Consider the following 13321-nt stretch of genomic DNA (forward strand, 5'->3'; position numbering starts at 1 on the left):
GCCGCCCACGCCGAGGAGTACTCACCCAGACGCTCCAACGCCATCCTGGTCACACGCTCACGCTGATCCTTCGGATACTTCCGGGGCATGATCCACATCCTTCTCAAGAAAGGAAGCGGCATCAAACCCGGGACGCTTCACGCACAGGTCGACTGCGGTCGGGCTTCGCCGGCCTGGTCGGCCGCGAACGCCGCGAACCGCAACGCAGCGGTGTGATCGAGGCCGAGCTCGTCAGCGGCGGCGAGCACCGCGTCGGTGGCGGTGTCGGCCTCCGCCATGTGTTTGGCTGTTGCGGTCATCACCTTGTCCGGCACGTCGGCCGGCAGTCCGAGTTCGTTGGTGATCGCCTCGAGTCCATTGGTGACGGAGCAGACCCCGGTCTCGGGGAGTTCCAGCTGCACCTGCCGCGCGGCGTCCCAGTCGCCGGCAAGCGCGGCGACGATGGAGCGTACCTGCTCGTAGCCGGTGGCCATCAGGAACGTGGGTGCGCGGCCGTAACTCTTGGCGCCGACGGCGTAGTAGCCGGGCTCGGGGTGGGACAGCTCGTCCACGCCGTGCGGGTAGACGGTGCCGCAGGAGTGCACGTTCGGGTCGATCAGCGGCGCGAGGTCCTTGCTCGCTTCGAGGACGGGGTCCAGCTCCAGCCGCAACTCGCTGGCAAGCCGCCAGTCCGGGCGGTACCCGGTCGCTGCGACGATCCTGTCCGCGACGATCACGCGATCGCCGCCGGAGGCCCGAAGTTCCACAGTGCCGTCGGCCCGGGGGCTGACGCTGCGCACGGTGAAGTCGGCGGCCAGGTCGACGCGACCGCTGTCGACCAGCCTCCGCAGCCCGGCGCCGAGCGCGCCACGGGCGGGCAGCTGATCGTCCTCCCCGCCACCGTAGGCACGGTCGGGTGCCGCGGACCGGATCGCCCAGGTGATCCGGGTCCCGGGCTCGGCATCGGCGAGCTGCGCCAGGGCGAGCAGGGTGGTGGCGGCTGAGTGACCGGCGCCGACGACCACGGTGTGGCGGCCTGCGTAGGTGTCGCGGTCGGCGCCGAGCACGTCCGGCAACGCGTGGTCGATCCATTCCGCGGCGTCGGTCTCGCCGTGTGCGGGCAGCCCGTTGCCGCCGAGCACGTTCGGCTGGCGCCAGGTCCCGGACGCATCCAGCACCGCCCGAGCCGTGATCTCCTCCCCGGTGGCCAGCCGAACCACGAATGGCGCAGCCTCTCGATCCCTGGTCCGCACCCGGTCCGTCCCGACGCGGCTGATCGCCACCACCTCCGCGCCGAATCGCAGGTACGGCGCGAGTTCGGCCACCTTGGCCAAGGGCTGCAGGTAGTCCTGCACCAGCTCGGCTCCGGTCGGCAACCCGGCGTCAACGGGTAGGGATACCCCTGCTGCCGTCAGCAGCCGCCGTGCGGCCCTGTCGATGTCGAACTCCCACGGGCTGAACAGCCGCACGTGCCCCCACTGCTCGACCGACGCACCGACCGTCACGCCGGATTCCAGGACCAGGAACGGCAGTCTCCGTTCGGCCAGGTGCGCCGCGGCCGCAAGCCCGACCGGCCCCGCCCCGATCACCACCACCGGGCCTGTGCCCACGCTGACCTGCTGTTCGCTCACGATTCCTCCAGGCGTCTCTCTTCCAACGCTCGTCACTATAAACAGGTTCCACTGTTGATAGCAACATGTGCTTTACTAGCAACATGACTCGCGAGCTGGACGTCGCCCTGGTCGACGTGACCGCCGATGCCTCGGTCGCCGAGCGTGCCCGCGCGCTCGCCTCGCGCCTGAAGGCGCTGGGCGACGAGCACCGGTTGACGCTGCTGTTGCTGCTCGCCGAGCACCCCCGGACGGTGCGGGAACTGACCGAGGCGACCGGCATGAGCCAGACCCTGGTCAGCCACCACCTCGCGCCGCTGCGGCAGCAGGAACTGGTCACGGTCACCCCGAAGGGACGCAGCAACGTCTACGCCCTGTGCTGCGAGGCGTTGGCCGCGCCGGTGCAGCTGCTGGCCAGTCTGGCCGCCGTCACCCCCGAGGGCGCGACCGCCTGTTGCACACCACCCGCCACGACACGGGCCCCCTGACCCCCCCTCACGTCAACCGGCTGCCGGTGCAGTCAGGAGATGTGTGCCAGCACGTTCACGACCGTGCCGCTCGGGTCCTCGACGAAGAAGCGGTGTACTCCCCAAGGTTCGTCGGTCAGCTCACCTACGACGTCCGACAGCCGATCGGTTGGCGAGCGGTTGCCCTCGGATGGCAAGGACGGCGGAAGTCTTACACGAGGCGAACGTACGTCGCACGACGCCCGAGCATGCGTCGGTCATGATCTCGACGGAACCACCGCACGAGCACGTACCGAGACGAAACGGGAGGGCTTGTTTCATGAGAGCACGGACGGTTCTTGCCGGCATCGGCATCTCACTGGCCGCGGTGACGATCGCTGCTACGCCGGCCTTGGCTGCGGACGCGACACTGAAGGTCGACAACCCCGAAACCAAGACATCGCCGGACGCACGCGTGACGTGGGACGACAAGACGGACACGCTCTGCGTCAAGTCCTATACGGGCAAGGCGACAGCAGCGATCAAGAGGTCCAACGGAAAGTGGTACAGGGTCCGCGACTCCGCGGGCGACCGAGGCGGCAACTGCACCGGGAACCTCGTGATTCGCGAGGACTTCCGCACGACGATCGGTGTCGTCCACCATGCCAAGGGCACGACCTCCCTGAACTCTCGGAAGACCTACACCTGAGTGGGCCTGCGAAGAGCCCTGCGTGTAGCTCACCCACGCGGGGCACTTCGCGCCGCGTTCCTGGATGCGCTCGCGGACCGCGTCCGTACTGCGCGCCGGACGCACCCGTCAGCGCGAATGTGATCCGGCCCCCGGAGCCGTGACTCGTGCTCGATGAGATCGCCGCTGCCCAGCACCGCCGGCCGCCGTCGTCGGCGAGCGACGTCGTCCTGGCTGACCGTCCGAGCTTGACGTCAGGCGTCGGTAAGTACAGACTTACCGATCGTGCAGACAGATGGCGTGCCTGATCCGAATCCGAGCGAAGCAGTACCACCGCCGCGACCGGCCGCACAGCGTAAGAGCGACGCGTTGGAACTGCTGCGATCTCAGACCACGGCCTGGCTGGCCACCAGCACTCGTGGCGGCGGCCCCCACCTCGTACCACTGTTGTTCCACTTCAACGGCGACGTACTCACATTCGCGACTTTCCTCAACAGCCCTACCGTTGCCAACGCCGCCGCCGACGGCCGAGCTCGGGTGGCGATCGGCCACCCGTACGACCTGGTCATGATCGACGGCTCCATCACCGTCGTCGATCCTCACCGCATGGATCCGATCATCGCGGAAGCACACGCGTCATTGCTGCGCGGCGGCCCAGATCCACGCCAAGTACCGGGACTCGTCTACCTTCAGCTCACCCCGGCTCGGCTGCAGGCATGGCGTTCCTTCGCCGAGCTCGGCGGACGAACATTGATGAGCTCCGGGCGGTGGCTGGTGTGACCGGATCGTGTCGAGCTGGTCTAACCGGAGAAAGCGTCGTCCTTCTTCGCTCGTTCCGTGGACAGGGCTGCGGGTGGCAGCGGTCCTCTACGTTTCAGCAGCAGGATGCCGATCAACAGGACGGGGATGTAATGGAAGGCTGGCAAGGTGTCGCCGGTGCTCAGTAGATGCGCCAGCGTCGCCGCGCTGATGGCGAGGGTGGCCCAGCCTGCCCAGACGGGGACCAGCTCGGCCAGTACCAGCGAGCCACCCAGCGCGGCCAGGCCCAGACAGCCGAGCACGATGTAGACCTGAAACAACCCGGACGCCCATCGGGCCAACGGCTCGTAGTAGGGCGGCACGGCGCCGGTCAGGACGGTTTCCTGTGCCGCACTCACGGTCACGGTGGACCTGAACGCGGAGTAGACCAGCCACAGGAGAGCCGCCAGCAGCAACCCGGTCAGGGCGATCCGGGACAACACCCGCTCGTCGACCCGCTCGAGCATCGTCGTCACCATCGTCATCCCAACGACCAGCATCACCACGGCGGCGCCCATCAAGAGGTTGGCCCACCACCAGACAGCCGAGTTGCCCGCCACGGCCTGCAGGTGCTCCCGCACCGGCAGCGTGAAGATGTTGGCGTTCCCCTTGCCACCCATCAGCGGCAACGTGGCGCCGACCGCGAAGGAGACGAACGCCAGCACGAGGAGCGCACCGGCGAGCCGATACCGGCTGGCACCATCGAACCTGGCCACACCCCCTCCTTTCGTACTCCAGCGGCACGTGTCGTACTCCAGCGGCACGTGCCGTTTCGCCACGCGAGTCAACCAACGTCGATCGGCCGGTTGCTGGACGCGTGCAGCGTGCTGGTTCGCGCCGCGACCTGGCCGAGTCTGATGAGGTCGGCTCGCAGGGAGTCAGTCCGGTCGAGGTGTTCTGGGACGAGGCGGGTGACCAGTACCTCGAGCACTCGCCACATGTGGCGTACGTCGAATGATTGCCGAACCCGCGTCGCGACACCGACCGGTTCCAGCTGGTAGGTCCAGCGGGAGCTGTCGGATCGGCTGATCGTCTCGAACACGTACTGCCGGGGGCGGTCGACGTCCAGAATCCGACAGGCCCGCGACCACCTCATCCACCGGACCTTGTTCGAGCCGGTGAATCGGGCCCCGACCACGGGCTCGCGGGCATCGTCCAGCCATCGACCGGTGCGGCACTCACTGCTCCATTCGCCGATCCGGGTGGGGTCGGTGAGCACGGCCCAGACGGCCTCGGGTGGGGCCGGTAGCAGCTCCTCGATCGTTCCCTGCTGCCGCAGTCTCATCGGCGGCGTCCTTCCCTCGCCTCGGCCGACAGCGGTGGCAGCGCGGCCGCCGGCGTGTCGTCCCAGAGCGCCTTGGCCCTCCGCGCGTACCGGCCACCCAGGAGGTGCAGCAGGATGAACCGTGGCAGGGCCGGGAGTTCGGTCACCATCCGCTGTCGGTCGGCCGGCGTGGCGTGGTCGATGACCCAGTGCCCTTCCAGAGCCAGATCCGACAACGGCTTGCCCTTGAGGAATGCGCGGTGCCCGAGCTTCTTCCATTCGCTGCGGGACAGTACCTGCGCGACCACCGGCATCATTTCTCGTTCCTCCCGCGCGAGGTGCGGCAGGACCGCATCTTCCAGCCTGGCCAGGCACGCCAGCACCTCCGAGGCTCCGATGGTGCCGGCGACCAGGGACGCCGCGACCTGCTCGATCTCCCGGATCGGCTCGGCGATCCGTCGATGGTCGGTGTCCATCTCATCCAGCAGCGGTCCCGCGGACGGTTCACGACGCCTGATCTCGGGCCAGACGTGCTCGTCCTCGCCGGTGTGGTGTCGATGCAGGGTGTGCATCAGCCAGAGGAGATGCTCACCGATCGCGCGCCGGCGACGATCGGTGAGGGTGGTCGCCGCGTCGGACAGCACGATCCGGGTCCGCTCCAGGTCGCGGCGCAACGCCGAGTGCACAATCCGCATGTCCTGGATATCGGCCGGGCCCTCTGCCCCCCGACCCGCTGACTCCCGACCCGCGAACTCCCGACCCGCTGGCTCGCGGCTCATGACGGCGTCCTCCTCGAACGCCGCAGAGCGCCCCGCGCAAGGTGCTCCCGGATGGTGGCAGCGAGCCAGCCGACATACCCCTGTCGGTCGATGCCGAACTCCCGGGTCAACAGCAGGTACACGTCACTACTCGTCACCGCGAGAATCCCGATCACCTGCTCCTCGGTAGGCGACGCGACACCCATCAGATCGAGCCCCTCCCGGAGGGTGACCCGCTTGCGGGCAAGACTGTCGGCCTGCAGGGTGGCGACGGACTCCTCGACGACGGCGCCCTGCTGCGCGGCACGCTCCAGACCACCGACCCGCGAGTTGATGTCCCACATCAACTCGGCCACGACGCGAGCCCTGTCCGCCCTGGTTCCTTCGCTGAGCCGCCGGAACTCCGGCCGGTCCCGCAACGGCACAGGCTCCTCATCACCGACCACCGCGACGTCCATCAGCCGGTCGAGAATCGCCGCCTTGGAACCCACCATCGCGTAAACCGTCTCGACCGCAACCCCCGCCGCAGCAGCAATCTCCCGCATCGTCGTCCCCTGCCAACCACGCGTCTCGAACGACTCACGTGCTGCGGCCAAGATCGCCGCCCGCGTGCGTGCCGCCTTCGCCCGCCGCACCGGGCTGTCATAGCTGCGGGCACGCGCCGGCGAAGTGTTCACGGCAGCAATCTAGAACAAGCATGTAGCGAATGTCTACCCGCGGAGGTCGCTCGGCCAGGGAGCCGCCAGGACGCTCGGATAGTTGATCTTCAATGGAGCGCGACAGCAGGCTCGAAGGCAGTCGCAGTTATCACAGCGGGCGTGTAGTGGTACCGGGTTAGCCGCGAGCGTGTAGAGGGCTCGACCTTGACAGGCAAGTGAGTACTTGCCTATGGTGGGGGTGTGGCCAACGAACTATTCAAGGCCTTGGCCGACCCTACCCGCCGGAAGATCCTCGACGAACTCACCGAGCGACGAGGACAGACTCTGTTCGAGATCTGCTCGCGGCTGAGCATGAAGCACCAACTCGGCATGTCGCGCCAAGCGGTCTCCCAGCACCTTGCCGTGCTGGAGGCCGCCGGGCTGGTCGAGAGCCGACGGGAGGGCCGTTACAAGTTCCATGACCTGAACACAACACCGCTGAAGCGCATCGCCGAGCGGTGGATCAGGCCCGACGAATCGGAGAGCACACCATGAAGATCCACCTGTCCAGCGTCTTCGTCGATGACCAGGACAGGGCCCTGCGCTTCTATACCGACGTGCTGGGTTTCGTGAAGAAGACCGAGGTCCCGGTGGGCGAGGACCGGTGGCTGACCGTGGTCTCGCCGGAGGATCCCGACGGGACCGAACTGCTGCTGGAGCCCGCCGGCCACCCTGCGGTGAAGCCGTACAGGGAGGCACTGGTCGCAGACGGCATCCCGATGACCGCCTTCGCCGTGGACGACGTGCACGCGGAGTTCAACCGGCTGCACGAGCTCGGAGTGCGATTCACCCAGGAGCCGATAGAGATGGGCCAGGTCACCACTGCGGTGCTGGACGACACCTGCGGCAACCTGATCCAGATCGTGCAGTCGGCGTAGGGCGACTACCTGGAGGCCGGCGGAACGCCGGGCCTGCCTGCGGGAGGGATGGCCGAGCCTGATGGTTGCCGGGCCACCACCGAAGGTCCACGGAACTTTGGGTCACGCGCTCGAACTTCCCTCGAACATGGAAGCGGCGCGGTTGTTGCGGTGGCTGGGCGCGTCTCCCGAGGACCGGGAGGAGGCCCTGGCGGCGCGGCCTGATCCGCGGGGGCATCCAGGGCTGTGGCGACATCTGGAGGATTGCTATCGGGACGTGATATCGCACATGGGTTCCGGGCTTCCACCCAGCGGGTATCACGGCTTCGCGGCGATGGCGGCCGCAGCTGACCCGGTGGCCCTGCATCTGTACGTCTGGCTCTATCTGGCTGTCCTACCGGAGACACTCCGCTACCACGCCGACCGCGGCATCGACGACGGTACGTCGTGGGAGACGCTGTCGAATCTCGGGTCGATGATGGCCCAGCACCGGTCGGTGCACGGGGTCGGCGGGGTCGGGAGGTTCGGACAGTGGTGCCCACCGTTGAGGTTCAGGGGGGCCGAGTACCAGCTTGGTCGCTTGGCGTACGACCGTGGTTACGGCGAATGCCCGGACGGCACGACGGGACTCCTCCTGAACATGCATATCCCGTCCGGCGCGCCGCTGTCTCCAGGTTCTTGCGATGAGTCGCTCGATCAGGCACGCGAGTTCTTCGGCCGCCATTTTCCTGACGAGCCGGTGACGAGCCTCGTCTGCCACTCCTGGTTGCTCGATCCGCAGCTCCATGAGTATCTCCCTCAGCAGTCGAACATCGCGCGATTCGCCCAGCGCTTCGAGCTGAAACCACGAGAAACCGACGATGACGATCGGTCAGACGGCGACATGCTGCAGTACGTCTTCGGCCGGCCAAGCCAGAGTGATCCGGTTACCTCGGACCTACTCGCAGAGCTACCAAGAGACACGTCTCTGCGAAGGGCATTCGTCGCCCATCTCCGATCCGGACGACACTGGCATGCACGCAGCGGCTGGATCGCTCTCTGACCTCCCGCGGGTGCGGCTGGTCATGCGGATGGGTCATGGAAGTAGTGGCCCTTGTCGAGATCCTCGATGAGCCCGGGATGCGTCGGTTGCCACCCCAGCAGCTCGCGGGTCAGTGTGCTCGAGGCCAGGCGATTGGCCGCGAGGAAGCCGGCCAGCCAGGTGAAGTGCTCGCCTGCGTCCGCGGGAGAGATGGACCACTGGCAGGTTCAGCTGGCGGCCGATGACTTCGGCGATGTCGCGGATGGGCACGCCCTCATCTGCGACGCCGTGCAGCGTCGATCCCGCGGGGGCCTTCTCCAGCGCGAGGCGGAACAGGTGCGCGGAGTCGAGGCGGTGCACGGCGGACCAGCGGTTGGTCCCGTCGCCGATGTAGCCGGAGACGCCCGTGTCACGGGCGATGCGAACCAGGGTCGACATGAAGCCCTGATCTCCTTCGCCGTGATTGGTCGGAGGGAGTCGCACGATTGACGAGCGGACGCTGCGGGAAGCGAGGGAGAGCCCCAACTCGGCGGTGGCCAACCGGGCCTGCGGGCCGTCGCTCTCGGCGGCCACAGCCGGGTCGAGACTGTGCCCGTCCCGTTCGGTCGCCACACGCCCCGGTGCGAGCCCGGGCGTCCCGGAGGCGATGACTAACGGCCGGTCAGAACCCGCAAGCGCCTCGCCGAATGTCTCGACGGCGCGGCGATCCGCGTCGGCAGCGCCCTGGAAGTTCCCGGAGAAGGCGAGGTCGTGCTTGAACGCGAGGTGGATCACGCCATCCGACGCGGCAGCCGCACTCCGCAGGCCGTCGAGGTCATCAAGAGTGCCGTGATGCACCTGGGCCCGGCCGCGCTGAGAGCAGCGACGGAGGCGGCAGGTGGAGCTGACTCCCGACGCGTGGCTACTGTGGGGTCATGCGGGTCGCCACGTGGAACGTCAACTCGATCAAGCAGCGGGTGCCCCGGTTCCTGCCGTGGCTGGATCAACGCCGACCCGACGTTGTGTGCCTGCAGGAGACCAAGCTCGCCGACGACGCCTTCCGGGCGTTGCTCGACGACGAGCTCACCCGGCGGGGGTACGCGACCGCCGTCCATGGCCAGGGGCAGTGGAACGGCGTCGCCCTGCTGTCCCGGGTCGGCCTCGACGACGTGGTGCCCGGTCTCGACGGCGCGCCGGGGTTCCCCGATCCCGAGGCGCGGGCGGTGTCGGCGACGTGCGGCGGGATACGCGTCCACTCCGTCTACGTGCCCAACGGGCGGGAGCCCGACTCGGACCACTACCGGTACAAGCTGGCGTGGCTCGACGTGCTGCGCGGCGTCGTCGCCGCGGGACCCGACCCCGTGGTCGTCTGCGGTGACATGAACATCGCGCCGACCGACGCCGACGTGTTCGACCCCGACGCCTACGCCGGGCAGACCCACGTCACCTCGCCGGAACGCGCAGCGCTCGCCGAGCTGCAGGCGGTCGGGCTGCATGACGTGGTGCGTGACCGCTGGCCCGACCAGCGGGTCTTCACCTACTGGGACTACCGGGCGGGCATGTTCCACAAGAACCTCGGCATGCGGATCGACCTGGTGCTCGCGGGCGGCGACGTGCCCGACCGGGTGCGGGCTGCCTGGGTGGATCGACACGCCCGCAAGGGCACCGGTCCCAGTGACCACGCACCCGTGATCGTCGACCTCGACGAAGCGCCCGACGGCGACGTCGGGCCGATGGTGCCGCCTCCGTCCGCACCGGCCGCGAAGCGCGGCACCAGCCGGCTGCCGCAGTCGCGCTGACAACCGCTCGACACCGGCGTCACGCGAGACACCGTGACCGATCGGGATAGGCTCCGTTCATGACGTGCCCCAAATGCCAGAACGTGATGAAGACCGTCAACAAGGGCGGCGTGCACATCGAGCAGTGTGAGGGGTGCCACGGCATCTTCCTCGACCGCGGCGAGCTCGAACAGATCGCGGGTGCGGAGAGCTCCTACTACGCGCAGGCGGCCCCGCCCCCGTATCGACCCGACCACGGTGGCCACAGGGACTCGCCCCGGCCGTATCGCGGCGGCCACGGCGACTCGCCGCGGCCGTACCGTGGTGGCTACGGCGACTCGCCCCGGCCGTACGGTCACGGCCAGAAGCGCAGGAAGAGCTTCCTCGAGAACCTCTTCGACTAGCCCGTTTCCTTGCTCGACCTGAGGATCTGCCCATCCTGCGGTGACCGCGCCGACCTGCCGGTGGTCTCCGGCGGATCACGGGAGTGCACGCGGTGCGGACACCGCTGGCCGTTCCGCAGGTTGCCGCTGTTCGCCCTGACCGGGCCCAGCGGCGGCGGCAAGTCCACCGTCGGCCCGGAGCTCGCCCGCCGGCTCGCCGACCGCGCGGTCGTGCTCGAGCAGGACGTGCTGTGGATCTCGGGGCTGCGTGAGGACGTCGACGGGCATCCGAGGTTCCGGTCGACCTGGCTGCGCATGGCCGCGATGATCCACCAGAGCGGTCGCCCGGTCGTGCTCTGCGGCACCGTGGCACCGCCGGAGCTCGAGTCGCTTCCCGAGCGGTCGTTCTTCTCCGCGATCCACTACCTCGCCCTCGTCGCCGAACCCGAGGTCCTGACCGCCCGGCTGCGGAGCCGTCCGGCGTGGCGCGAATGGGACGAGCCACGCATCGCCGAGATGCTGGAGTTCGCCGCATGGCTCCGGACGTCGGGCCCCACGCTCGCGCCACCGGTGCGACTCGTCGACACCACCGCCCTGTCGCTGGACGCGGTCGTCGACACCGCGTACTCGTGGGTGCTCGACGGCCTCGATCGTGCGGTACCGGGCGCAGGCGAGGCGCTAGCACCACGCAAGTGACCACCTGTTGTCTGGCTGCGAGGAGTCGACGGTCGGCTCGGAAGGCGGCACGGATGACAGGCGGCGCGATCGACTTGGACCCGGCGGCGGTGCTGGCCGAGGGCAGGAAGTGCCGGACGGTCGGCGATGTCGACGTGCCTCCGGGCAAGAGCGCACTCGCCGGAGGATGGGTGCCGCGCGGGCTGGCCTGCACGAACGCGTACATCAGCTGCCACGTCTCCTGGCAGGGCGTGTTCGGTGACCTGCAGACCACGCTGGGCAGCGTCGGCGACAAGCTTCAGGTCACCGCGAACACGGTCGGTTCGACCGACCATGCCAACGTCACGGAGTTCGAGGGCGCCTACCCGCGCGACGAGATCCCCGATCCCACGTACGACCCGAGCGGATCCAGCGCGGGGAGCGCCCGCTGATGGGCCGGCTGCTGACGAAGTCGGCTCTGCTCCACGCCACCTCGGCCGACGACGGGACCGGCGGGTACCGCGAGGCCAGGGACGCGGCCAACACCGCGCTCGCGAACTTCGACCCGATCCACGACACCATCGACTCCAAGACGATCTGGATGGGCGAGGGCCAGCCGGAGGCGGTGACGACCCTGCAGATCAGCCGGCTCGGCCTCAACACGACCGCGATCCAGATGGACACCGGCGCCCAGGTCGTGATCGGGCTGAGCAACGCTATCGCCACCTTGAGGTCGAACCTCGAGGACCTGAACGACAGGGCGAAGTCACAGAGGTTCTGGGTCGAGGAGGACGGCACCGTCGTCCACGGCCGGGACTTCGAGGCGACCGCCGATTCCTACGACTACTGGGAGGCGGAACGGCTCAAGCTCGAGGCCGCGATCAAGCAGACACTCAGCCTCGCGACCGCCGCCGACCTGAGCGCCAAGACATCCTTCGAGATGCTGACCGACAACGAGCCGTTCCTGGCCGACACCGCGTACGCGCCCGCGCTGAAGGCCAACCAGGACGCACTCGACCGGGCCCTGGCAGACCGGCAGCAGATCGTCGAGAACGCCGCCACCTGGCAGGCACTCGACTCGCTGATGCTGACGACCGTCGAGAACATCGACGACGGCGTGGACCTGATGCAGATCAACGAGAACAACCGCCTTCTCGGTCAGGTCATCGAACGGATCCTGTCCGAGGGGCATCCGATGGCCGGTCCGGTCCTCGATCTCCTCAAGGGCGACGTGGACGCGCTGCTGACGGCGAACCTCATGACCGCACTGGAGGTCGGGGCGACACTGACCCCCGAAGAGGCGCTCGCCCGGCTACTCAAGATCCCGGCGAGGGTCTCGGCCGTCGCGGGCGCGGCGATCCTGGCGACGGAGGTCGTGATGGCGCTGGTCGCGCAGGTGAATCCTGACGGTGAGGCCAAACCGGCGGTCATCGACGGCGACGGCACCGTCAAGGCGCACGTCGACGACCAGCGCCTCGCGAGCCTCGCCTCCGGCTACTACTCCCCCGGCACGGGCAACACCGCGCACGACGGCTCGGGCACCATCGCCGACCTCGCCTACCAACAGCGGCTCAACGACCGGGGAGCGAACGAGACCGACTGGGTCGGCGAGGCCGAGCAGACGAGGAGCAACCTGCTGGCGTGGCTGAGCGACAACAAGGACAGCCCCGATGCCGCGTACGCCGAGGGTCTGGTCAAGGAACTCGACATCGCCCTGGGTGACGTCCCCATCGGGGACGAGACCCCGATCGCCGAGACCCAGACCGGGTAGCCGCGACGCTCGGATACGTCGGTGAACGTAGGGGCGACCTCCTCGCGACGTAAGGGTTCGGGTCGGGGTATACGCCCGCGAGCCCGGTCCAAGTGTCGCTGTGGGGCGGATTCCGTGGGTGTGGTTTCCGGGGAGTGTGAGGCATGACGCGGCACCCGACCGGGAGCCCCTCTCGAACCGCTCGGAGAAGACAATGTCGAACGCCACCTTGCATCGGCCCACCAAGACCGACCCGACCATCGCGTACCAGCGCCCGGAGACCCTCCTCGACCGCGCACAACGCGTCGCCGCACACCTGCTCGCCAGGCACAGCATCACCGCCCTGCGTATCAGCCTCGGAGTAGTGTTCCTGCTCTTCGGCGCCCTGAAGTTCATCCCCGGCGCCAGCCCCGCCCAAGACCTCGCCGTCCGCACCGTCGAAACACTGACCTTCGGCCTCCTGCACGACGGCACCGCCCTCGCGGTCATCGCCACCATCGAATGCGTCATCGGCGTCACCATGCTGACCGGGAAGTTCCTGCGCCTGGGACTGCTCGTCATGGCCGCCGCCATGGTCGGCATCATGTCCCCACTCGTGCTGTTCTTCGGCGACATGTTCCCCGGCTACCCCACCCTCACCGGCCAGTACGTCATCAAA

Annotated in this window: 17 protein-coding genes and 1 pseudogene; 12 read left to right on the forward strand and 6 right to left on the reverse strand. The window is 68.3% G+C overall.

The window, feature by feature from the left end; genetic code table 11:
* Positions 1–137: 137 nt before the first annotated feature.
* Positions 138–1589, reverse strand: coding sequence for a flavoprotein (locus tag GEV10_29300; protein ID MQA82511.1), 1452 nt, complete (start codon positions 1587–1589; stop codon positions 138–140).
* A 104-nt stretch (positions 1590–1693) separates the two neighbouring features.
* Between GEV10_29300 and GEV10_29305 the strand changes: the two genes are divergently transcribed.
* The 3 genes from GEV10_29305 to GEV10_29315 all read left to right on the forward strand — a co-directional run bounded on the left by GEV10_29305 (position 1694) and on the right by GEV10_29315 (position 3503).
* Complete coding sequence (locus GEV10_29305; GenBank protein MQA82512.1) at positions 1694–2077, forward strand: metalloregulator ArsR/SmtB family transcription factor; 384 nt, start codon at positions 1694–1696, stop codon at positions 2075–2077.
* A gap of 298 nt (positions 2078–2375) precedes the next feature.
* The gene (locus tag GEV10_29310; GenBank protein ID MQA82513.1) at positions 2376–2744 is read left to right on the forward strand and encodes a hypothetical protein; all 369 of its coding nucleotides are present in this window, start codon (positions 2376–2378) and stop codon (positions 2742–2744) included.
* Positions 2745–3005: 261 nt separating this feature from the next.
* Positions 3006–3503 carry a pyridoxamine 5'-phosphate oxidase family protein gene (locus GEV10_29315; protein ID MQA82514.1) on the forward strand — a complete coding sequence of 166 codons (498 nt, stop codon included), beginning with the start codon at positions 3006–3008 and terminating at the stop codon, positions 3501–3503.
* Positions 3504–3523: 20 nt separating this feature from the next.
* Here GEV10_29315 and GEV10_29320 read toward each other — a convergent pair whose 3' ends face one another.
* From GEV10_29320 to GEV10_29335, 4 genes are all read right to left on the reverse strand, one after another.
* The gene (locus tag GEV10_29320) at positions 3524–4237 is read right to left on the reverse strand and encodes a hypothetical protein (protein ID MQA82515.1); all 714 of its coding nucleotides are present in this window, start codon (positions 4235–4237) and stop codon (positions 3524–3526) included.
* Positions 4238–4305: 68 nt separating this feature from the next.
* Complete coding sequence (locus tag GEV10_29325; protein ID MQA82516.1) at positions 4306–5064, reverse strand: hypothetical protein; 759 nt, start codon at positions 5062–5064, stop codon at positions 4306–4308.
* Positions 4803–5564 carry a hemerythrin domain-containing protein gene (locus GEV10_29330; GenBank protein MQA82517.1) on the reverse strand — a complete coding sequence of 254 codons (762 nt, stop codon included), beginning with the start codon at positions 5562–5564 and terminating at the stop codon, positions 4803–4805. Before GEV10_29330 ends, GEV10_29325 begins: the two co-directional genes overlap by 262 nt.
* Entirely contained in the window at positions 5561–6229 is a 669-nt protein-coding gene (locus GEV10_29335; protein MQA82518.1) for a TetR family transcriptional regulator, read from the reverse strand. Before GEV10_29335 ends, GEV10_29330 begins: the two co-directional genes overlap by 4 nt.
* Before the next feature lie 213 nt (positions 6230–6442).
* On the opposite strand from GEV10_29335, the gene GEV10_29340 reads away from it, so the two are divergent.
* The 3 genes from GEV10_29340 (at position 6443) to GEV10_29350 (ending at position 8140) form a co-directional block, all read left to right on the forward strand.
* Positions 6443–6736, forward strand: coding sequence for a metalloregulator ArsR/SmtB family transcription factor (locus GEV10_29340; GenBank protein MQA82519.1), 294 nt, complete (start codon positions 6443–6445; stop codon positions 6734–6736).
* Positions 6733–7119, forward strand: coding sequence for a VOC family protein (locus tag GEV10_29345; protein ID MQA82520.1), 387 nt, complete (start codon positions 6733–6735; stop codon positions 7117–7119). The genes GEV10_29340 and GEV10_29345 overlap by 4 nt, the downstream gene beginning before the upstream one ends.
* Before the next feature lie 97 nt (positions 7120–7216).
* Positions 7217–8140, forward strand: a complete 924-nt coding sequence (locus tag GEV10_29350; GenBank protein ID MQA82521.1) for a hypothetical protein — start codon at positions 7217–7219, stop codon at positions 8138–8140.
* Between the two features lie 20 nt (positions 8141–8160).
* Here GEV10_29350 and GEV10_29355 read toward each other — a convergent pair.
* Positions 8161–8991 (reverse strand): annotated as a pseudogene (locus tag GEV10_29355) (3-beta hydroxysteroid dehydrogenase).
* A gap of 42 nt (positions 8992–9033) precedes the next feature.
* Here GEV10_29355 and xth point away from each other — a divergent pair.
* The 6 genes from xth to GEV10_29385 form a co-directional block, all read left to right on the forward strand.
* The gene (gene xth, locus GEV10_29360) at positions 9034–9897 is read left to right on the forward strand and encodes an exodeoxyribonuclease III (protein ID MQA82522.1); all 864 of its coding nucleotides are present in this window, start codon (positions 9034–9036) and stop codon (positions 9895–9897) included.
* A 59-nt stretch (positions 9898–9956) separates the two neighbouring features.
* Positions 9957–10280, forward strand: a complete 324-nt coding sequence (locus GEV10_29365; protein MQA82523.1) for a transcriptional regulator — start codon at positions 9957–9959, stop codon at positions 10278–10280.
* 9 nt (positions 10281–10289) lie between these two features.
* Positions 10290–10955, forward strand: a complete 666-nt coding sequence (locus GEV10_29370) for an AAA family ATPase (protein MQA82524.1) — start codon at positions 10290–10292, stop codon at positions 10953–10955.
* Positions 10956–11008: 53 nt separating this feature from the next.
* Complete coding sequence (locus tag GEV10_29375) at positions 11009–11365, forward strand: hypothetical protein (GenBank protein ID MQA82525.1); 357 nt, start codon at positions 11009–11011, stop codon at positions 11363–11365.
* The gene (locus GEV10_29380; GenBank protein ID MQA82526.1) at positions 11365–12684 is read left to right on the forward strand and encodes a hypothetical protein; all 1320 of its coding nucleotides are present in this window, start codon (positions 11365–11367) and stop codon (positions 12682–12684) included. The genes GEV10_29375 and GEV10_29380 overlap by 1 nt, the downstream gene beginning before the upstream one ends.
* A gap of 193 nt (positions 12685–12877) precedes the next feature.
* Positions 12878–13321 (forward strand): DoxX family membrane protein (locus GEV10_29385; GenBank protein MQA82527.1); only part of this gene is annotated, 444 nt, incomplete at its 3' end.

The organism is Streptosporangiales bacterium, from assembly GCA_009379955.1.
Classification (GTDB): Bacteria; Actinomycetota; Actinomycetes; order Streptosporangiales; family WHST01; genus WHST01.